This is a genomic window from Thermostichus sp. OS-CIW-20 (assembly GCF_054061455.1).
In genome coordinates this window covers 36,433-56,749 of record NZ_JBSSEF010000012.1, presented here as the reverse complement: position 1 = coordinate 56,749, position 20,317 = coordinate 36,433, and the positions used below count along the sequence as shown (strand labels likewise).

21 protein-coding genes are annotated in these 20,317 nt (G+C 60.2%); 7 read left to right on the top strand and 14 right to left on the bottom strand.

The window, feature by feature from the left end; all coding sequences use genetic code 11:
* The first annotated feature begins 134 nt into the window (after window positions 1-134).
* A complete protein-coding gene (locus ACVWXC_RS06565) occupies window positions 135-554 on the top strand; it encodes a VOC family protein (protein ID WP_011429465.1) in 420 nt (139 codons plus the stop codon).
* 227 nt (window positions 555-781) lie between these two features.
* On the opposite strand, the gene ACVWXC_RS06560 is transcribed toward ACVWXC_RS06565, so the two are convergent.
* The 5 genes from ACVWXC_RS06560 to ebsA form a co-directional block, all read right to left on the bottom strand.
* The gene (locus ACVWXC_RS06560) at window positions 782-2,857 is read right to left on the bottom strand and encodes a DNA polymerase III subunit gamma/tau (protein WP_457391742.1); all 2,076 of its coding nucleotides are present in this window, start codon (window positions 2,855-2,857) and stop codon (window positions 782-784) included.
* 88 nt (window positions 2,858-2,945) lie between these two features.
* Window positions 2,946-3,419 (bottom strand): hypothetical protein, encoded by a 474-nt coding sequence (locus ACVWXC_RS06555; protein ID WP_187147164.1) that lies wholly within the window; start codon window positions 3,417-3,419, stop codon window positions 2,946-2,948.
* A gap of 91 nt (window positions 3,420-3,510) precedes the next feature.
* Window positions 3,511-4,203 (bottom strand): dephospho-CoA kinase, encoded by a 693-nt coding sequence (gene coaE, locus ACVWXC_RS06550; protein ID WP_099812421.1) that lies wholly within the window; start codon window positions 4,201-4,203, stop codon window positions 3,511-3,513.
* Between the two features lie 99 nt (window positions 4,204-4,302).
* A complete protein-coding gene (gene cimA / locus ACVWXC_RS06545) occupies window positions 4,303-5,970 on the bottom strand; it encodes a citramalate synthase (protein ID WP_099812420.1) in 1,668 nt (555 codons plus the stop codon).
* A complete protein-coding gene (gene ebsA / locus ACVWXC_RS06540) occupies window positions 5,960-6,331 on the bottom strand; it encodes a type IV pilus biogenesis protein EbsA (protein WP_414401301.1) in 372 nt (123 codons plus the stop codon). The genes cimA and ebsA overlap by 11 nt, the downstream gene beginning before the upstream one ends.
* Window positions 6,332-6,619: 288 nt before the next feature.
* Between ebsA and larE the strand changes: the two genes are divergently transcribed.
* The 3 genes from larE to ACVWXC_RS06525 all read left to right on the top strand — a co-directional run bounded on the left by larE (window position 6,620) and on the right by ACVWXC_RS06525 (window position 9,880).
* A complete protein-coding gene (gene larE / locus ACVWXC_RS06535) occupies window positions 6,620-7,444 on the top strand; it encodes an ATP-dependent sacrificial sulfur transferase LarE (RefSeq protein WP_011429471.1) in 825 nt (274 codons plus the stop codon).
* Window positions 7,445-7,491: 47 nt separating this feature from the next.
* On the top strand, window positions 7,492-9,318 hold the full coding sequence (locus ACVWXC_RS06530) for a DUF3769 domain-containing protein (protein ID WP_457391739.1): 1,827 nt from the start codon (window positions 7,492-7,494) through the stop codon (window positions 9,316-9,318).
* Between the two features lie 280 nt (window positions 9,319-9,598).
* Complete coding sequence (locus ACVWXC_RS06525) at window positions 9,599-9,880, top strand: DUF1830 domain-containing protein (protein ID WP_011429473.1); 282 nt, start codon at window positions 9,599-9,601, stop codon at window positions 9,878-9,880.
* A gap of 24 nt (window positions 9,881-9,904) precedes the next feature.
* Here the strand turns inward: ACVWXC_RS06525 and ACVWXC_RS06520 are convergent, their stop codons facing one another.
* Genes ACVWXC_RS06520 through ACVWXC_RS06510 form a run of 3 tightly spaced genes read right to left on the bottom strand, consistent with a single transcriptional unit; the run spans window position 9,905 to window position 11,620 of the window.
* Window positions 9,905-10,279 (bottom strand): hypothetical protein, encoded by a 375-nt coding sequence (locus ACVWXC_RS06520; protein ID WP_457391737.1) that lies wholly within the window; start codon window positions 10,277-10,279, stop codon window positions 9,905-9,907.
* Between the two features lie 31 nt (window positions 10,280-10,310).
* Window positions 10,311-11,036: a hypothetical protein gene (locus tag ACVWXC_RS06515; protein ID WP_041438088.1), complete on the bottom strand. Its 726-nt coding sequence runs from the start codon at window positions 11,034-11,036 to the stop codon at window positions 10,311-10,313.
* 41 nt (window positions 11,037-11,077) lie between these two features.
* A complete protein-coding gene (locus ACVWXC_RS06510) occupies window positions 11,078-11,620 on the bottom strand; it encodes a DUF3110 domain-containing protein (RefSeq protein WP_011429476.1) in 543 nt (180 codons plus the stop codon).
* Window positions 11,621-12,101: 481 nt separating this feature from the next.
* Here ACVWXC_RS06510 and speD point away from each other — a divergent pair, with 481 nt between their 5' ends.
* The 3 genes from speD (at window position 12,102) to ACVWXC_RS06495 (ending at window position 14,778) form a co-directional block, all read left to right on the top strand.
* Window positions 12,102-12,560 carry an adenosylmethionine decarboxylase gene (gene speD, locus ACVWXC_RS06505; protein WP_099812417.1) on the top strand — a complete coding sequence of 153 codons (459 nt, stop codon included), beginning with the start codon at window positions 12,102-12,104 and terminating at the stop codon, window positions 12,558-12,560.
* 28 nt (window positions 12,561-12,588) lie between these two features.
* Window positions 12,589-13,527 carry a spermine/spermidine synthase domain-containing protein gene (locus ACVWXC_RS06500; protein ID WP_011429478.1) on the top strand — a complete coding sequence of 313 codons (939 nt, stop codon included), beginning with the start codon at window positions 12,589-12,591 and terminating at the stop codon, window positions 13,525-13,527.
* Window positions 13,528-13,626: 99 nt separating this feature from the next.
* A complete protein-coding gene (locus ACVWXC_RS06495; RefSeq protein WP_011429479.1) occupies window positions 13,627-14,778 on the top strand; it encodes an NAD-dependent epimerase/dehydratase family protein in 1,152 nt (383 codons plus the stop codon).
* On the opposite strand, the gene ACVWXC_RS06490 is transcribed toward ACVWXC_RS06495, so the two are convergent.
* From ACVWXC_RS06490 to ACVWXC_RS06465, 6 genes are all read right to left on the bottom strand, one after another.
* Entirely contained in the window at window positions 14,775-15,686 is a 912-nt protein-coding gene (locus tag ACVWXC_RS06490; protein ID WP_457391734.1) for a histone deacetylase family protein, read from the bottom strand. The two genes, ACVWXC_RS06495 and ACVWXC_RS06490, sit on opposite strands and share 4 nt — an antisense overlap.
* Before the next feature lie 49 nt (window positions 15,687-15,735).
* Window positions 15,736-16,056, bottom strand: a complete 321-nt coding sequence (locus ACVWXC_RS06485) for a hypothetical protein (RefSeq protein ID WP_457391732.1) — start codon at window positions 16,054-16,056, stop codon at window positions 15,736-15,738.
* 581 nt (window positions 16,057-16,637) lie between these two features.
* Window positions 16,638-17,009, bottom strand: coding sequence for a ribosome silencing factor (gene rsfS, locus ACVWXC_RS06480; RefSeq protein WP_041438093.1), 372 nt, complete (start codon window positions 17,007-17,009; stop codon window positions 16,638-16,640).
* Between the two features lie 12 nt (window positions 17,010-17,021).
* Window positions 17,022-17,663: a bis(5'-nucleosyl)-tetraphosphatase (symmetrical) YqeK gene (gene yqeK, locus ACVWXC_RS06475; protein WP_011429484.1), complete on the bottom strand. Its 642-nt coding sequence runs from the start codon at window positions 17,661-17,663 to the stop codon at window positions 17,022-17,024.
* Window positions 17,656-19,467 carry a translation elongation factor 4 gene (gene lepA, locus ACVWXC_RS06470; RefSeq protein ID WP_011429485.1) on the bottom strand — a complete coding sequence of 604 codons (1,812 nt, stop codon included), beginning with the start codon at window positions 19,465-19,467 and terminating at the stop codon, window positions 17,656-17,658. Before lepA ends, yqeK begins: the two co-directional genes overlap by 8 nt.
* 266 nt (window positions 19,468-19,733) lie before the next feature.
* Window positions 19,734-20,258, bottom strand: a complete 525-nt coding sequence (locus tag ACVWXC_RS06465) for a low amplitude/bright protein LabA (RefSeq protein ID WP_011429486.1) — start codon at window positions 20,256-20,258, stop codon at window positions 19,734-19,736.
* Between the last annotated feature and the right edge of the window lie 59 nt (window positions 20,259-20,317).

The following is a 20,317-nucleotide window of genomic DNA, read 5'->3' as shown; positions in this document are numbered from 1 at the left end:
GGCGCCCACAATCGGGTCTACCTATGGATCTATCGCTACTTCTTCTGGAGCCTAGCAAGTCTGCTTGTGCTTGGCTAGCGATCCTGGGCGGTTGACCTGGGCAGTCTGCTCCTATTCGACCTCTTAGCACAACCATGAAGCTGCATCACTTTTCCATTCGCACCGCCGATATTTTTCGCTCCATCGCCTTTTACGAGGGTCTGGGCTTTGTGGTGGAAGAACGGTTTACCGCTGGGATCACCTTAGCCTGCTGGATGCTCAGCCCCTGGGGTCGCCTGGAGCTGATGCAGGTGCCGCAGCCCCATCCTGCGCCGGATCCTTTCGGGGATCCCCACTATGTGGGCTACTACCATCCCTCTTTGGAGATCGGCCCTGAATGGGGATCCCTGGCCGACTATCTACAGCATCTGGAGGCACAGGTGCCCCTTACCTTGCTGTTGCCGCCGCAGTGCCAGCAAATTGGCGGCCAAGTCTATGAGGTGGCGTTCATCGCCGATCCCGATGGCCTGCCGATCGAACTCATCCGCCCCCAGGGATGCCCAGGATCAGAATAAGGTTTGCCCCGACGCAGGGATCCAGGAGATATCTCCTCAATTGACGGAACGGGTGGAGGCGGTCGCTCTCTCTAGCTGGGCTGGCCCTTAAGGATCCCAGCGCTAGAGGCGTTCCTTGATGGGCCAGCCAAAGTGGCAGGGGCAGAACCAGCGCCCAGTCCGGCGCCTGCGCCGAGAAGCGGATCAGATCATGGGGCCCAAGGGTCAAGACAATCCCAAAGTAACGCCTAGAAAGGTAGCTCCTCTGCGGGGGCTAGGGGGGACTGGGTTGCCGGCGGGCCGTAGGCTTCACCCAGATCGGGGGATCCCTCTGCTTCCAGGCTCTCGAGAGCGGACAGTTCTGCCGTCGCCTCCTCGGGCGAGGCCAGGATCCCTTGCAAATCTATCAGGCTGCCGTTGAAATGGTCGGCAAAGCGGCGGGCCACCTCCGCCAGCTCGTGGGCAAGGTGGTAGGAGGGAGGCTTTGCCGCTTGCGCTGGCGGGATGGAGTTCTCGCCAGGGGTCTCTGGCTCAGCAGGAGGAGGTTGCCCGACTCTACCGTAGCTTTGGGATCCCGCCTTGGGAGATGGCGATAAGTCTTTGGGGAGGTTGTCGCCCCTGGGGGTTCGGCTCTGCAACTTTGCAGGGGCGAGGGGTGGAGCCTTTTCGCGACCTGAGGTTTCGCCAGCACTCCCCTCACGATGGCGGGACGAAGGTCCCTGCTGCACCACCAAATTTAGCCGCACCGGGCGCTGCAGCAGGTTGTGGAGCGCAGAGCAGAGCTCGGCTTCTTTGCTGCGCACCTTGTCCACTAAGCCCTTATTGGGAAAAGCAAGGGTAATCTCTAAGGTCTCCGTCCCGTCAGAGCCAACGAGAGACTCCTGCTGCAAATAGCCGGATGCCAATAGGCCTCTGGTGATGGGGCGAAGGTTTTCAAGAAACTCCTCCCACCGGGGCCGCAGCAGCTTGAGGGGATGCGGATCTTTCGCTTTTTCCGGGCTGGCCGGCTTCTCCCGACTTGGCTTTGCCGCTTGCGACGGCGGGAGGGATCCCCCTGTTGCAGCAGGGGAAGGGGCTGGGGTCTCTGGAAGGGTTGTCGTAGGAGCTGTCAGCTCCTCGCTGGCTGGGACGGTGGGGCTAGGGGTCTTTCCGACCGTTGGCGGGCCGACGGCTGGGAGCGGCTCTCCGCCTTTGGCCTCTATTGACGGCAGCGGGACGGCACTCTGGCGAAGCTGGCCCAGCAGATCCAGCAGGGCGATCTCCAACCAAAGCTGGGGTTGCCCGCTCTGGCGAATTTGCGGCTCGCACTGGCGCAGGTGGCTCTGGGCCGCCAGCAGCATCTCCACCGAGTAGCGAGGAGCCCGCTGCTGCAGAGCTGCCCAGGTGGGATCCGTTACGGCCGCCAACTGCCGCTGTTGGGGGGCCGTCTTGGCCAGCAGCAGATCCCGGTAAAAAACCACCAGGCTCTGCAGCACCACCAGGGGCTCTCTGCCCCGCTCCAGCAATTGTCGCGTCTGGGCCAGCACCGCCTGCACATCCTGAGCCAGCAACGCATCGGTCAAATCCAAAAGCTGCCGCTCCGGGATCCCGCCCACCAAGTCCCATACGGCTTCTGGGGTGATGGATCCCTCCAGCAAGCTGAGCTGATCCAACAGGCGCTCGGCGTCCCGCAGCCCGCCCTGGGCCAGTTGGGCCACCAGGTGCAAGGCTTCTGGTGCAATGGGGATTCCTTCCTGGGCGGCGATCTGGCCCAGGTGGGCCACCATGTCGTCGAGGGGGATGCGGCGGAAGTCAAACCGCTGACAGCGGGAAACGATGGTGGGCAGAACCCGCTGTGGGTCGGTGGTGGCCAGCACAAACACCACGCGAGGAGGCGGCTCTTCCAGCGTCTTCAGCAACGCGTTGAAGGCGGCATTGCTGAGCATGTGGCACTCGTCGATGACATAGACCTTGTAGCGGCTATTTACCGGCGCAAATTGGGCCCGCTCGATCAGCTCGCGGATGTTGTCCACGCCGGTGTTACTGGCCGCGTCGATCTCAATCACGTCCAAAGAAGAGCCGGCGGTGATGGCGCGGCACTGGCTGCATACCTGACAGGGATCCGGCGTTGGCCCCTGCTCGCAATTTAAAGACTTGGCCAAGATGCGGGCGCTGGAGGTTTTTCCGGTGCCCCGCGGCCCACAGAACAAGTAGGCCGGCGCCACCCGCCCCAGCCGGATGGCATTGGCCAAAGTCTGCACGACTGCCCCTTGGCCCACCACCTCGGCAAAGCGCTGCGGGCGGTATTTCAAATGAAGGGGTTCGTACTTGCCAGCAACGGCCATTTTTTCGAGCTCTCCAGTCGCCTTGCAAGCGCGCCCCCGCCGAAACCGCTCTTGCTGGGCAATGCTGAGGCATCCCAGGGGGGCTCCCCTATTCTGGCTTCTCCCTTTGTCCCTCAAGAGCGATACTGGGCCTGGGAGGAGATGTCGCTCCCTGGGCGGGCAGAGCTTTGGGATCCCGGCGGCGCAGCGGAGGGATCTGCGGCAATTGCACCTTCCAGCCGGGGGCATCCAGTTGATCCACGTGCTGCAGCCGGTAGCTGAGCTGGTACAGTTCCCTCTTGAGCCGGCGATTTTCTGCCTGCATGGCGGCGATGCGCTCGCGGATGGGCTGCAGGCGGGCCTGAAGTTTGCGCCGGTAGAGCTCCGGCAGCTCCTGGAGCATCTGCTCCAACACCTGCTTTTCTTGGTAGAGCTGCTCGATCTCGGCCTCGTAGCTGCGAATTTGCCGCTGTTGCTTTTCTTGGCGCAGCTCCAACAGGTCGATCTGGCTCTGCAGCAGGCGGTTGCGCTCCCGCAAAAGCTGGATCTCCCGCTCCCGCGCCGCCAGCGCTGAGGTCCACAAAGACTCTCTCCCGCTGCCACAAAGTGCTTCCTGCATCGCCTCTTTCTCGATCCATCCAGACATAGCTGCAAAGAAAGGGATCCCTCCCCCGTCACTCTATCCGGCTCGGCGGGGTGGGGCAAATGGCCCCTCCTTCTCTGGGGTGAGCCCCCAGGGCTTGCCTAACCTGGGCTTCCAGCTGCGCCAGGGATCCGGAATTGTCCAGCACTACATGGGCGCGACGGGCCTTTTCTTCTAGGGGCCACTGGCTGGCCAGGCGCGCCTCGATTTCTGCCGCCGTCAGCAGATCCCGCTGCGCCAGCCGCTGCCGCTGCTGCTCCGGGGTACAGGTCACCACCCAGATCTCGCTGGCCCAGTTTTCCATGTGGGCCTCAAACAGGAGCGGGATCATCAGGCAAACGGTGGGATGGCCTTCCCCGTGAGGACATTGGCAACTGGGTCGAGCCTCAGTCGCTTCCTCAGGCGGCGCAGATGCCCCGTGGGCCTCGAGAAACTCCCGCAGCCGCGCTTTGACAAAAGGATGGATCTGGGCTTCCAGCCAGGCCCGCTCGGCGGCATCGGCAAAGACAATCCGCCCCAACTGGCGGCGATCCAGCGCTCCAGAGGGATCCTGGATGGCCCGGCCGTAGCGCTGCAGCACCCGCTCGCGGATGGGGGATCCCACCGCTAGGGCTTGCCGCGCCATCTGATCTGCATCGGCCACCGGGATCCCGTGCCGTTCCAAGAGGCGGGCCACCGTGGATTTGCCTGTGGCTATGCCGCCCGTCAGGCCGATGATTCTCATGGGAGCTGGGTGATTTCAAATGAGTTGGAGACAGGCCCAAGCGCTCCGCGCCGGCCCTCACCCCCAGCCCCTCTCCCAGAGGGAGAGGGGAGATCCCCTTCAAGGCGAGGCCCTTTGGGCAGAGGGTGGGGAAAGGCAAGGTTCTGTTAAGAGACTATACTCAAAGCCTTCCACCAAGGCCCGGCAGGAGGCTTCGATGATGTTGGTGGAAACTCCCACCGTGGTCCAACGGCGGTGGCCGTCGCTAAACTCCACCAGCACCCGCGTCTTGGCCGAGGTGCCGGCCCGCCCGTCCAAGATGCGCACCTTGTAGTCGGCCAGGTGAATGGCCTCCAGTTGCGGGTAAAACTCCAGCAAGGCTTTGCGCAGCGCCCCATCCAAAGCCGCCACCGGCCCATTGCCTTCCGCTGCCGTCACCCGCGTCTGCCCCCGCACCGCAATCTTCACCGCTGCTAGGGACTGCACCTCCGTTGCCTCGCCGCTGGGATCCCAGTCTTTGCTGCTCCAGTCGGAGCGAGTGGTGGCGCTGACATGGAAGCTGAGCACCTCAAACGGATGCGAGCGCTGCCCCAACAGCTCCCGCACCAAGAGCTCAAAGCTGGCCTCAGCGGCCTCAAACTGGTAGCCCTGCAGCTCCAAGGTCTTCAGCCGCTCTAGGATCAAGCGGGCCTGGGGATCCGACTTGTCCAGCCGGATCCCGAACTCGGCCACCTTGCTGAGGATATTGCTCAGCCCCGCCTGATCCGAAACGACGATGCGCCGGCAGTTGCCCACCTGCTCCGGAGCAATGTGCTCGTAGGTAAGAGGGTTTTTCTGAACAGCGCTGACATGGATCCCACCCTTGTGGGCAAAGGCGGATCGGCCCACGAAAGGAGCATGGTCGTCCGGGGCCAGGTTGACCACCTCACTGATGGCGCGGGAGATCTCTGTTAGGTGTTGCAGCTTTCCCTCGGGCAGACAGCGGTAGCCTAGCTTGAGTTGTAAGTTGGGGATAACGCTGCACAGGTCGGCATTGCCACAGCGCTCCCCGTAGCCGTTGATGGTGCCCTGCACCATGCGCGCCCCCGACTGTACTGCCGCCAGGGCATTGGCCACAGCAGTGCCAGAGTCGTTGTGGGTGTGGATCCCCAAGGGCAAATGCCCCAGGTGATGGGATTCGGCCAAGACGGCTGCCGTGATGGCGGCGATCTCGTGGGGCAGGGATCCGCCGTTGGTATCGCAGAGAACCAGCCACTCCGCCCCTGCCTCGGCAGCCGCCACGAGGGTTTGCAGGGCGTAGTCGGGGTTGTGGCGGTAGGCGTCGAACCAGTGCTCGGCATCGTAGATCACCCGCCGCCCTTGGGAGCGCAAATAGGCGATGGTGTCGCGGATCATGGCCAGGTTTTCCTGCAGCGTGGTGCCCAGCCCCTCCGTAACATGCAGATCCCAAGACTTGCCAAAAACCGTCACGTAGCGGGTTCCCGCCGCCAAGATGGCCTGCAGCAGGGGGTCATCGGCTGCCCGCCGCCCCGGCTTGCGGGTGGAGCAAAAGGCCACCAGCTCCGCCTGCTCCAGCGGCTCTTCCCGCAGTTGCCAGAAAAATTGTCCATCTTTGGGATTGGCCCCCGGCCAGCCCCCCTCAATAAAGGGGATCCCCAGCCGATCCAGCAGCTTGGCAATCTGCACCTTATCTGGCACCGACAGCGACAGCCCCTCCCGCTGCGCCCCATCCCGCAGCGTGGTGTCGTAGAGGGTGATGGCGACCGGAGAATCTGCTTCAGTCTTCATACCGCATCAACTTTTTGTAAAAGGCGGTGGTGAAATCCGGCGGCTGCCCCCGCTGCACCAGCGCTACCACGTCGATGAGGTAGTCCACAAACTCGTAGTTGGCGATGGAGAGCTGGTAAGTGAGCTCGGCATCCTGATCGAAGACCACCTGCACCACGGTCAGATCTGCGGGCAACAGCGACGTGTGCCAACTGGCCAGGAAACGCACGGGCTTGTCTCCCTCGATGGCCCTCTGTCCTTCCAGGCTGCCTTTTTTGTAAAGGCCCACGGCCAGGGGCAGGTACTGCCGGCGGGCAACCGCGTAATAGGGCTGATAGACGGACACTTCCGACGGGCCGGCGGGTTCGAGCTGCAGAGCCATGGCGTGTCAAGGGAAGAAAACGGTTAAGGACGGCAACAACCCCAACTGCAATCCAGCCTACCGCCTCGACGACTTGCTGGTCTAAGGGTTAGGGGCTCTAGGAGGGATCCGGCACCTTCTTTGGGAGAAAAGCGTTGGAAAGTCGAGAAGCTCTGCGGAAGAATAGGAGAAGTAAAGAGGGGATCCCCCCAAGCGACTCCCTCTTCGGCATGTCCTGGACCCATGGACACCAACCAAGACAGGAACATCCCTTCCCCCGCCCCAGCTCTGGCGACGGAGTGGGATCCCGTGCTGCAGCAAAAGTTTGAGCAGCTTGCCCAGATCTTGGCCAAGATGGGGCGGGTCTTGGTGGCCTACTCAGGCGGGGTGGATAGCAGCCTGGTGGCCAAGCTGGCCTGGGATCAGTTGGGGGAGGGGGCCCTGGCCGTCACTGCCGCCTCCCCTGCCCTTTTGCCCGAAGATCTGGAGGAGGCCATCTGGCAAGCCCAATCCATCGGCATCCGCCACCAGATCGTCGAGACCCAGGAGCTGCAGGATCCCCGCTACGCCGCCAACCCCGCTAACCGCTGCTACTTCTGCAAAAGCCACTTGCATGACCTGCTGTGCCGGCTGGCGCAAGCCCAAGGATACGACTACGTGGTGGATGGCCTCAACGCCGACGATCTGGCCGACTACCGGCCGGGAGTGCAGGCAGCTCGAGAGCGGGGCGTGCGTTCCCCCCTGGCGGAGGTGGGGATGAGCAAGCTGGAGGTGCGGCAACTGTCTCGCCATCTGGGCCTGCCCTGGTGGGATAAGCCGGCTCAGCCCTGCCTCAGCTCCCGCTTTCCCTATGGCGAGGCCATCACTGCCGAGAAGCTGCGCCGAGTGGGGGCGGCAGAGCGCTATTTGCGCAGCTTGGGCTGGCACCAGGTGCGGGTGCGCTCCGAGAAAGATACTGCTCGCATCGAACTGCCCCCTCACCAGATCCGAGAGTTTGTGCAAAAAACCGATCTGGAAGCGCTGGTCAGGGCTCTGCAATCCTTCGGCTACCTCTACGTCAGTCTCGATTTGGAGGGCTACCGCAGCGGCAAGCTCAACCGCGCCCTCAACCCGCCCCCGCCGACAACGGGCTGAGCCAGCCCGGGGGCTTGGGCTGAAGTTTTGCGCAGGTTTGGGGGAGTATGAAAGGGTTTTGGTGGCTCTGGCTTTGCTTGGGGGTGTTTGGCCTGGCAACGGCTGCTCCTGCCTCAGCCCAGAAAGACCAGGTGGCAGCCGCTCAGCCTGGGGATACGAGTGCCCCCGATACCCTTGCGGATCGCACGTTACGGCTGCGCTCCGACCGCCAAACCTTCGACCAACGGGCGCAGGTTTTCCAGGCGGAAGGAAATGTGGAGATGCGGCTGGGCCGCTCTGTGCTGCGGGCAGACCGCCTGCGCATCGAGCTGCAACAGCGGCGAGCCGTGGCCGAGGGCAATGTCTCGGTGGAGCTGCATCGGCAGCGCATCCAGGGATCCCGCCTGGAATACGACTTTGAGCGGGAGCAGGGAGTTTTGGAAGAGGCCTTCGGGCAGGTGGATATCGGCCAGTTGCAGGCCGCCGGATCCCCGGCAGCGGCCCTCTCGCCGCAGCGGCTGGTGCGCTTTCGCGCCGTCCGCATCCGCTTCGCTGCCAACAACTGGGAAGGAGAGCAAGTGCAGTTGACCAACGACCCGCTAGATCCGCCAGAGCTGGAGATCCGCAGCCCGCGAGTGACCTCCGCCCTGCAGCCGGATGGTTCCAGCCTGCTGATGGCCGAGGCGGGGCAACTGGTTTTCGACCAGGTCTTTTTTTTGCCCCTGACCATTCGGCTGCGTCTTGACTCCTTCAACCGTCAGCCTCCGGTCAGCCTTTTTTACGATGACTTCGACCGGGAAGAACTGCGGCGCGGCCTGATCCTGCAAGCCAACATCGAGCTGCTGCAGGATCCCAACCTCAGCTTGGTGCTCTCCCCCCAACTGTATCCGCAGCGCCTCTGGGGGAGCCTCCAAGGGATCCGCGATGGGGTTGGGCTGCGGACGGATTTTCGTTGGCGGCAACCGGAAGCCAATGCCCAAACCTCGCTGTTTGCCGAGCTGCGCGGGATCGTCTTCGAGGAATTTGCTCGGCGCTTGCGGGCGCAGGTCGAACACCGCGTTACCACCGGCGACGGCGGCCAAGTCACCTACACCTATGCTTATCGGGAGCGTTTTTTCAGCGGGCGGCTGGGGTTTCAGATCGTGGAAAATCGCTTCGGTGTCAGCTACAACTCGCCCACCCTCCTTCTCGGCGACACCGGCTTGAATTTCAGCTACCGCATAGCCGCCGACTCCATCGACGCCCTAGGACAACTCGGCGACATCGACACCGATCCCAATCTAGCCCTGGCCAAGACCACCGACCGCATCCAGCTCACCCGACTGCAACTGGGGGCAACCGTGAGCCGCTCCTTTCCCATTTGGCGGCCCCCCAAGACGGCAGCAGATCCCCCACCCCGCTTTTCCGCTTTGCCCATCGAACAGGGAATCTGGCTCAACACCGGCCTCAGCAGCAGCCAGTCGTTCTACTCCAATGGCCGTGCCCAAAGCTATACTGCCGGCAGCATTGGCCTCGACGCGGTAATCGGGGCTTTCGTGGCCGATACCTTCGACTACACCAACCTGAGGGTGACCTACTCCAATGGCTTTTTGGCGGGGGCCTCGCCGTTTTTGTTCGACCGCATCACCACGCGGGAGCAGCTTGTTCTGGGCTTTTTACAGCAACTGTACGGCCCGCTGCGGGTGGGGGCCGAAACCACACTGGATCTCCAATCCGGCCAGCAGGTGGATACCACCTATCGCCTGGGTTACGACCGCCGCACCTATGGATTTAGCTTGCAATACAATCCGGTGCGTCAGTCGGGGGCGCTGGAGCTGCGGGTGGAGGGCCTGAACTGGGATCCCCGCCAGTCCTCGCCGAAGCCGACGACCGGAGCGAGCCTCCACGAGCCGTGATCCCCAAACTCCCAAGGGGACTCAAAATGTAATCTTAACTACTGCTCTGCGGAGATTCTCTGTGAGAAATTGCCTCGCCGCAGGGAGAAATTTCAATCCAAATCCCTCCTGATTTGAAGGGCCATTCTGAAAAATCAAAACGGTAAGATAAAATACAGAAATTACTTTTCCAGGATTCATTTTTGCTGGTTGGGATCGCCGTATCAAAGGCTACTGCAGCGATCCCCAGGCGGTGTTAGGGTAGATAATAGGCTGAGCAGAGTGGGCTGGTGATCTAATTATGCAAACACTTGATGCGATCCCCGACAAAAAACGAGTAGAGCGAATAACCTGTAGCTACATCAACGCGACCAGCTCCGTTCAGGTGGTTCGCATCACAAATATCGAGAACTGGTACTTTGAGCGGGTGGTCTTCCCAGGGCAGCGGCTGCTGTTTGAGGCAGTGCTGGGAGCCAAACTGGAGATCCACACGGGCATGATGGCCAGCTCCATCCTGACGGATATCATCCCTTGCGAAAAGCTGCGCGTGCGAGAGACGGAGCCGGTGACGGTGGGCGCCTAGATGCCCCGAGGCCAGCGGTGTGGACTAGGTCTCGCGACCTTGCTCCTTTCTCTCCTCTCTTTCCGGGCTAGGGGAAGGTTGGGGTGAGGGGCGAGGCTTGGGCGGCAGTGGGATCTCAAGGAAACGGGCGCTCAACCGCACCGGGCTGATCTCGCGCCGTTGCGGCGGCCACGGGATCCCCAGCCAACGGGCCGTGAGCTCCAGCAGGCTGGGGGGCGGTGTGGGAGTAGGGGTGGGCGTTGGTGGTGGGGTGGGGTACAGATCCAAGCGCGGCGGACGGGGGGTGCTGACCCGAAAAGCATCGGGGGGAGGTTGGGTCAGCGGCACATTGGGATCCCTGCACCCCAGCAGGCCCAGCCCCAGCAGGATGTACAGCGTTGCGGTGCCTCTGCTTCTCATGAACAAGCTGCCGAGCATCGACACCAGACTATCACCGGGATCCCAGGGCTCTGAGCTGGGTTTGCAGATCTGCTTCCAGGGCAGATAGCTCGCGAGCTATGGCTGCGTAGCGGTTGGCAGTCAAGTTTTTGGCGATAAATTGCTCCAGCAGTTGCTGATCCCGGGCAACCATCTGGTTAAAGTACTGCTCTACGGGAACCCGTGGGTCTTCGATCAAGGCTCTGCACATCTGCAAAGCCGTGATCAACTGGGCCCGCACCTGCAAAAAGAGCGACTGGATATACCGCTGCTCGGCCTCGCTCAGTTGGCGAAAATCTCGCCAATACTGGCCCCCCTCCAGCGATTGTTGGAGCTCTTGCACCCAGCGGTTGTACTCTTTTACCTTGCGGGCGAGATCGCTGGCAAACTCCATGATCTTGGGAGGGCTATTTAGGAGGTGGGCCTCCTGCCAGCGCTGGCGAATGCGGCGCAGGCTCTGCTGCAGCTCCAAGCTGGCCCAGAGGAGCCCCAGCAAAACCACCGCCAGCAACACGACGGCCACTGTATACAGTAGCCAATAGCCGGGATCCCGCATCCCCAAAAAGATCACCAGGGCAACCACCAACAGGCAGAGGGCCAGCATAACCCAGAAGCGCAGTTGTTGTTGTTGCAGACGCAGGTACCCTTCCCTCAGGCCAAATGCTTCACAGCAAGCCTCCAGATCCGCATCCATGATCTGGCGAAACTCCTCTAGAGAGATTGGTTCGGCAGTGATCATCGAAGACCCTCGCAACGCAATCTGGGTTGAAGTCCAGGCCGTTAGGATTTGCCCTGCCAATTCCGCGCGGCTTCCGTACTCTCCTCCAGCGGCTCCAGCACCTCGCTGGCTGGAACCACCATCAACCCATAGCCCCCTTCGCGACAAAAATCGACGATCTCCTGAGTATCAAAGCGCTCGGCCAGCGGCTTGGGCAGCCCCTGCTGGGCCAGCCTTTGGGCATATTTTTTCGCCCCAAAGGCGCTCTCAAACGCAATGACAATGTCCTGCCCCCCGATCTGGCGTGTGCAGATCCCCTCTTGGCCATTGGCTTGGTAAAGCAGCACGATGACCTGGGAAGGCAAGTCTTCCGGGCTAGCCCAAGCCAACTCCTTCTCAGCCTGGGATCCGCCGCCGAGCAACACATCCCGCGCCTCGTTGAGCCGTGCCAGTTGCGCCTCCAGCAAGGGCCTTTGCCGTTCGTCCTCCAGCTCCAAGAGGGCGGCACTGAGGGTTTGATATTCTCGAAACCACTTCCTCCGGATCTCCCGTTCGCTGGCATCCGGCGGCAGGTTGAGAACTTGGAGGGCCTCGGCGGTGTCCATCGACAGCCTCTGCTCGGATTGAGAGGAACGTCACTGTCCACAGTCTAGACTAACCGCTCTGGGAGCTTTGAGAGGGGGACTCTTCCAGGGATCCCCGCTCCTTGGCGCTGTCAGCCGGTCGTTGGGTAGGAAGCCGAACTGCTGAGCAACTCCCCTTGCACCACGTTCGAGATGCCGCCAGCGGGGTGGGCAGATATCGGGCTTGGCCAACTGGATAGGCAAATCGGGCAGAGCAGCAAAGGATGGTGTGGCACAGCAAGTGGGGGTTGCCTGCCAGCAGCTACTGCAAGTTGTGAAAGAATCGCCGCTCTCCCCCTGCGTGAGAGCAAGCCGGCAGGGCTGCGGACAACGTCAAGGTTAATTCTCAGTTAAGAAAAAAGCCGTTGCGGGGTGTAATCCCGCTGCATCTATGAGAAGATGGTAAAGCTGTGCTTTTTGTGCGCACGGCTTCGGTAGTCTATCTGGCCAATTAGGGGATAGTATGCTGCACACACTATCTGGCCAATTAGGGGATAGGTCTCTGGCTCTGATCGGGATCCACTGCATCCTAGAGCTTTACGACTGCCCGGCCAAACTTCTGGATGATGTTTCCCTGGTGCAACAGGCCTTGCGGGAGGCAGCAAGACGCTCCAACTCCACCCTCTTGGGCGAGCTTTGCCATCCGTTTGAGCCACAGGGGATCACGGCTCTGGCCCTTTTGGGAGAATCCCATATCTCCATTCACACTTGGCCCGAAGCGGGCTATGCAGCGGTGGATGTGTTCACCTGTGGTCGCCACACGCGGCCCGAAGCAGCCTGTGAATACTTGATCCAGGTGTTTCAAGCGCGGCGGTATTCGCTGCGCAAGCTACCTCGCCGAACCACGGATGCGGCACCCATTGAAGAGATGGCGGATTTTCCCGAAGCGCTAAGCTGTGAAACGGCCGGACGAAGGCGCTGAGATCCCGCCACTTTTTGTCAGGTGTCCTATGAACACCCCAAAGAGCTTCTTCTGGGCGCAGGAGTACTTCACCCCCTGGGACTACACTGCCCGTGCCATCACGCGCATTCTGGCCTACCGAAAAACCCGTTTTCAGGAGATGCTGATCGCCGAGACGGGAGCCTATGGCAAGGGCCTGATGCTGGATGGCCACTGGCAGTCCACCACGGCGGACGAATTCCTGTACCACGAGGCTCTGGTTCATCCGGCCCTGGTGCAGGTCGTCCAGGCGGGTGGGATCCCGCGGCGAGTGTTGATATTGGGTGGTGCGGAAGGGGCGACGCTGCGGGAGGTGCTGCGCTGGCGCTCGGTGGAGCAAGTGGTGATGGTGGATATCGACGGGGAGGTGGTGGAAGCCTGTCGAGAGCATCTGCCGGAAATGCACCAAGGATCCTTTGCGGATCCGCGGGCAGAGGTGGTGATCGCCGACGCCTTGGACTTTCTTGGCCAGACGGAGCCGATCTGGGACGCGATCCTTTCCGATCTGTCGGATCCCGTTGAGGCCGGCCCGGCCTACCGCCTCTTTACCCAGGAGTTTTTCCGCCAGGTTCGCTCCAAGTTGCAGACCGCTGGGGCTTTTGTCATCCAAGCTGGGCCGACGGGTCCAGTGGAGTTGTGGCAGCACACTCGCATCGTTCACACCTTGAAAACGGTGTTTGCTGCTGTGCAGCCCTACGCTATCTACGCCCCCACCTACGGCGGGCCGCTGGGGTTTGCCCTGGCAGCCCAGGATCCCATCTCTTCCAGGCCGGAGCCCGAACAGGTCGACCAGATCCTGGCCCAACACCTGGATCCCGACCGCGGAGCGCTGCGCTTCATCGATGGCATCACCCTCCTGGGACTCTACCAGGTTCCCGCCCACCTGCGCCGTGCCATTGCTGCTGAGACCACCGTCTACACCCTGGCCAACCCTCCTCAGGTCGAGTAATCTGGCGGCCCAATCCGCGATTAAAAGTGGGATCCCAGGGTATTTGTCTTCGGTGCCATAACTTGGTAGATTCGTGAGCAGCCGAATTTTGCTTCCCCGATGAAAGTCCTGGTTATTGGTGGTGACGGATACTGCGGCTGGGCAACGGCCCTACACCTGTCCAACAGGGGCTATGAGGTGGCCATTCTCGATTCCTACGTGCGCCGCCTCTGGGATCTGCAGCTAGGGGTTTCTACCCTGACGCCCATTGCCCAGCTCGAGCAGCGGGTGGATCGCTGGAAGGGGCTGACCGGCAAGGATATTCCCATTTTCGTTTGCGACGTCACCAACTACGAGGCCCTCATTTCTTGCATGCGTCGCTTTGAGCCGGAGGCCATCGTCCACTTTGGCGAGCAGCGCTCTGCTCCCTACTCGATGATTAGCCGCGAACATGCGGTGATGACCCAGGTCAACAACGTGGTGGGCACCCTGAACATCCTCTACGCCATCAAGGAGGAGTTTCCCGACTGCCACCTGGTGAAGCTGGGCACCATGGGCGAGTATGGCACCCCCAACATCGACATCGAGGAGGGGTACATCACCATCGAGCACAACGGCCGCAAGGATACCCTGCCCTATCCCAAACAGCCGGGTTCCATGTATCACCTCTCCAAGGTGCACGACAGCCACAACATCCACTTCGCCTGCCGCGTCTGGGGCCTGCGGGCTACCGACCTCAATCAAGGGGTGGTGTACGGCGTGTTAACAGAAGAAACCGGCATGGATGAGGTGCTGATCAACCGCCTCGACTACGATGGCGTGTTCGGCACGGCCCTGAACCGCTTTTGCGTTCAAGCCGCAGTGGGCCACCCCCTGACGGTGTACGGCAAGGGGGGCCAAACCCGTGGCTTCCTGGATATCCGCGATACGGTGCGCTGTGTGGAGCTGGCCATCGCCAATCCTCCTGAGCCAGGTCAGTTCCGGGTGATGAACCAGTTCACCGAGCAATTTAGCGTGGAGCAACTGGCGCTGATGGTGCAAAAGGCCGGAGCCGCCATGGGCCTGAAGGTGGAAATCAACTACTTGGAAAACCCCCGTGTCGAGCTGGAGGAGCACTACTACAACGCCAAAAATACCAAGCTCCTAGACCTGGGCCTACAACCCCACTACCTATCTGACTCGCTTTTGGACTCGCTGCTCAACTTCGCCCTCAAGTACAAAGACCGCGTGGATGTGCGGCAGATCCTGCCCAAGGTGAAGTGGAAGGGCTAGCTCTCCAGGCAAGCTTGGGCCAGGCTCAGCCAGCCGCGGGCCAGATTCTCCAGGTCATAGCCCCCTTCTAACCCGAAGACGGTCTTGCGGGTCACCTCCTCCAGGCAGAGGTGGGCCATGCGGCCAAAGTCTTCCGGCTCCAGCAGCATACTGGCCAAGGGATCCCTTTTGGCACAGTCAAAGCCGGCGCTCACCAGCAGCAAATCCGGTTGGAAGGCCCGCAAAAACGGCAAGACCTTCTCATCGAGAGCTTTTTTGTAGACCGACCAGTCTGACCTGGCAGGCAGAGGCACGTTGCAGAGGTTGCCGTGGATCCCGGTTTCCTCGGCCAAGCCCGTGCCAGGGTAGAGGGGAAACTGATGGATAGAGGCATAGGCCAGTTGGGGGTGACGCTCCACCACCGCCTGCGTGCCGTTGCCGTGGTGCACATCCCAATCGAAAATGGCTACCCGCCTCACCCCCGGCTGATCCAGGGCCCAGAGGGCGGCAATGGCGGCGTTACTGAAGAGACAAAACCCCATTGCCCGTTCCGGCTCCGCGTGATGCCCCGGCGGGCGACACAGCACCAAAGCAGGCTGAGCCGCGGCCAAAGCCGAGGCCGAAGCAGCAATCCAGGCTCCAACTGCCTGCCGCGCCGCCTCAAAGCTCGCTGGGGAAACGGCGGTATCGGCATCGAGGCGACCCCCTCCTGCCGCAGCCAACTCGGCCACCCGTTGAATGTGCCAGCGCGGGTGTACCCGCTCCAGTTGTGCAAGATCCGCCAAGGGGGGATCCCGCCATTCCAGATGCTCGGCGAAAGAGGCACCGCGCAGCGCCTTGACAATGGCCTGCAGGCGAGCCGGACGCTCGGGGTGAAACGGCCCGGCGTCGTGGCGGAGAAAAGTCTCAGAATAGTAAACGGGCAACATACCAGGGCAAGGTAGCGTTCTTGCAGTCTAGCCTAAGCCCATCTTCCCTCTACCCGTAGAAGGCTTCCGACATGGATCCCGCATAGGGATCAACGCCAAAAGGAGCTTGTTGCAGCTTTTGATTGACCACCTCCCGCACTACCGAGCGGAGCAATTCCAGCTCAGAAGGGTTGAGCTGATCGCGGCTGGGACACTCATCGGCAGCCAGCCACATATAAACAGCAGGAACCCGGTTTAAGATCTGCTGCATCAGCGCTTCCCGCTCCCTGGCATCGTAGAAAACCTGCTGATGGGGGTGCTCAGTACAGAGGACATTTTCCAGTTCTCCCAAAGCCAGGTACTCAACGATATTAACCAACATCTTTTCCATTTGTCCCTCCTAATCCCCGTCGCTCTTAAAACAGGCATTAAACAAAAAGTGCAACTTTCTCCTTTCCTCCTTCGCCGCTCTTTGCCTCGGACTCTTGCCTACAGGCCGGATAGCTGAGCCGGCGGCAGATCCAGTCCACCAGCGGGAAGAGGTTGTGGATTTGTCTGCTAAGATCTCCCCTGCGGCCAATCCTTAGCCCCCTCTATTTGCCCCGTTTGCCCTCCCCTCTGCCGCTGAAAGCAGCCAACAATCAGCAGCCGGAAAATCTCTTCGCTGGTATCCGGTACCAACGAAAAATTATCGGCTTTTTGAGAAGGACAGGGTAGGCCATTTAACAAAGACTATAGAAACTCAACCGCAAGAGGGAAGAAGATCTTACTTACCCAGCTACTCCTCCTCCAATACGCTAACACGTAACTATGTAGGAAGTTATGGGACTATTAAGAAGTTTACACATTTCTTGACGATCGGCTAACACTTTCGTTTGGCAAAGACACCCACTTGAAGAGCTAAGCGGAGCAACTCTTCGCCTGGCTACAAGCTCTGAAAAGCTGCCAAGATCTAAGGATCTAAAACTATGTCTAGCCTGCTATTGGCAAATCGACTCGCTGAGCCTGGATCCAGAAAGATTCCAGGTCGTAATAGTCTCTTTCCTCCTGCATGAACACATGGACGATGAGATCGGCATAGTCGATCAGTATCCAAGAGCCTGACTCTTGACCTTCGATGCGGCGCGGACTCTGTTGCCACTCCTCCCAAACCTTTTCCTCGATTGCTCGGGCAATGGCCCGTACTTGCGTAAGCGAGTAGCCACTGATCAAAAGGAAGTAATCCGCCAACGTGGAAATTTGGGATACATCCAGCAGGACAATGTCGCCGCCTTTTTTTTCTTCTGCTGCGCGAGCTGCGCTCAACGCCATGCGATAGATGGGATCCCTGGCACGGACAGGCATGGACTGTAGCAACTAAAACCCTCCTGAAACGACTGAATTGACTGGAGACACAATCTCCTCCGAACCTTTTTTACCCAAAGGATGCAGCAGAAAATGATTCCGAGTCATGAGTGTGCGTGGATGGATCACCTGATACCGGTTTAGCAGAAATCTCAGGCTGAGATCGCAAACCCCCACCACAGCTTTAGATAAATCTACAAAAGCTAGTCGTCGCAGATGTTCTAGCTCCGGACTGTTGCCGCGGTTGGGTTCCAGAGCATCGGCTACAAAAACCACACAACTGAGCGGATCCATGCCGGGCCGTCCCAGGGTGTGGTTGGCGATGGCTGCCAAGATCTCCGCATCCTGCACCTGAAATCGCTCCCGTGCCAGCAGGGATCCCACCTCGGCATGGAGAAGGTGGGGCTCGGCCCGCTCGATCTCGTCCAACTCCCGCTCCTGAGCGACGCTCTGCAGCAGTTGCTCCGGGGGGAAGGACTTGGCCAAGTCGTGCATCAGCCCTGCCCAAGCAGCTTTTTGCTCATCCAGCCCATAGTGAGCTGCCAGTTGCCGGGCCATCGCCTCTACCCCCAAGATGTGGCGAAGGCGAGGGGGGGGCACCTGCTCCTGGAGCCAGGCCAACACCTCTTCCCGCCGTAAGACCGGGCTAGTCATTTTGCAACTTCAGCACCGCCATAAACGCCTCTTGGGGCACCTCGACGGTTCCCACCGCCTTCATGCGCTTTTTCCCCTCCTTTTGTTTTTCCAACAGCTTGCGCTTGCGGGTCACATCCCCCCCATAGCACTTGGCCAGGACATTTTTGCGCAGGGCAGGAATAGTTTCGCGGGCTATCACCCGAGAGCCAATTGCTGCTTGAATGGGCACCTCAAACTGGTGGCGTGGGATCAGCTCGCGCAGCTTGGCTACCAAAGACCGGCCCACATAAAAGGCTTTGTCCCGATGCACAATGGTGGACAGAGAATCCACCACGTCGCCGTTGATGAGGATGTCCAAGCGCACCAGGTCGTCGGCGCGGTAACCTACCATTTGGTAATCCATACTGGCGTAGCCGCGGGTGCGAGATTTCAGTTGATCGAAAAAGTCGGTGACCACTTCTGCCAGCGGTAGCTCATACACGAGCGTAGTTCGACCCTGCGCCAGGTATTTCATGTCCTTAAAGGTGCCGCGTTTGGTCTCGCACAGCTCCATCACGGTACCGACAAATTCCTCAGGAAGAATCACCTCTACCCTCACAATCGGCTCCTCAATGCTGGTGCGCTCGTTGGGGGGAGGCAGCTTGCTGGGATTGTCTACCCGAATCACAGAGCCATCGTTGAGGGTAACCTGATACACCACCGTCGGAGCGGTGATCACCAAATCCAGGTTGTATTCCCGCTCCAGGCGTTCCTGCACCACCTCCATGTGCAGCAGGCCCAAGAAACCACAGCGGAAGCCAAAGCCCATCGCAGGGGAAACTTCCGGCTCAAAGTAGAGGGCGGCATCGTTGAGCTTCAGTTTTTCCAGAGCTTCTTTGAGTTCGGCGTATTGATCGGAGTTGCTGGGGAAGAGGCCGCAGAAGACCATCGGCTTGGCTTCTTTGTAGCCGGGCAGAGGCTCAGAGGCCTTGCGATGGACAAGTGTGATGGTATCCCCGACACGGGCGTGCTCGACACTTTTAATGGCGGCGGCAATGTAGCCCACTTCCCCAGCATGGAGAGACGCAACGGACTCTTGATGAGGGCGCATCACCCCCAGCTCGGTAATTTCGTATTCCCGACCGGAGGCCATGAAGCAGATCTTATCTCCCGTCTTCACCTCCCCATCCATGATGCGCACATAGACAATCACGCCGCGGTAGGAGTCGTAGTAGCTATCGAAAATTAGGGCCCGCAAGGGATCCGCCACTGTATCCCGCGGCGGGGGCACCCGCTGCACAATGGCCTCTAGGATCTCTGGGATGCCGATGCCCATTTTGGCAGAGGCCAAGATCGCTCCGCTGCAATCGAGGCCGATGACCTGCTCGATCTCGGCGATCACCCGCTCCGGCTCCGCCCCCGGCAGGTCGATTTTGTTAATGACCGGGATGATCTCCAGGTTGTTCTCCAGGGCCAGATAGACGTTGGCCAGGGTCTGCGCCTCCACACCTTGAGAGGCATCCACCACCAGCAGCGCCCCTTCGCAGGCGGCCAGGGAGCGGGAGACTTCGTAGGTAAAGTCCACATGCCCCGGCGTATCGATGAGGTTGAGGACATAGTCTTGGCCGTCTTGGGCGCGGTAGTTCATGCGGGCCGCCTGCAGCTTGATGGTGATGCCCCGCTCCCGTTCCAGTTCCATGTTGTCCAACAGTTGCGGCTTCATCTCGCGGGCTGAAACGGTGCCGGTCGCCTCCAGCAGCCGGTCGGCCAGGGTGGATTTACCGTGGTCGATGTGGGCGATGATGGAAAAGTTGCGAATGCGGGAGACGGGAACGTCGGTCATAAAAACCTGGTTGGGGCAAAGATTTTTTACAATGCTAGCCTCTTTGGCCCTCTGCCTGGGCCAAGGTTGCCCAGAAGTTAAAGTGGCTGGGACAGCTTTTCCCGGCAACGCCGACGATGGCCGGTGTAACAGATGGGTCGCTTGCGTGGCAGCAATTTTACCAAGCAGACTTTCTCTCAAGGCGGAGAAACCCGAAGGACCTCAGGTGGGTTGTGACAACTCCGCCGGGGAGCTGTGGGGCCAGCTCGAGAGTAGAGGGATCAGCCCTACTTATCCAGCTTCTCGATGTAGGGGCGAATGTCGTTGAGGTCGATGTAGCGATCGGTGGCATTGCGCAGCTCGCGGGCGATCATTCCTTCAGTGGAGACGACTGTAATCAAAGTGTTTTTGGAGCGCAACAGCTCAACGGCCCGCTCAAAATCGCCATCGCCGCTAAACAAGATGATCCTGTCGTATTGCCCAACCGTGTTGAACATATCGATGACGATCTCGATATCCAGGTTGGCCTTCTGGGAGTAGCGGCCAGAGTCTTCGTCTCGATACTCTTTAAGGATCTTGGTGCGCACCGTAAAACCCAAGCTGATCAGAGCATCTCGAAAGGCCCTTTGATCGTTGGGATCCTTGATGCCGGTGTACCAAAATGCGTTGACTAGCTCGACGTTGGGCTGTGACCTGACAAAATAATCCAAGACTCGGCGCGGGTCGAAAAACCAGCCATTTTTTTGTTGAGCATAAAACATATTGTTCCCATCGATAAAGATGGAAACCCGCGTGACGGGATGGCGAAACATAAAGATTTTTCTCGGAATAAAGGTGGACTGGTCAGGAAAAGAGGGTGAAAACGAGAGTG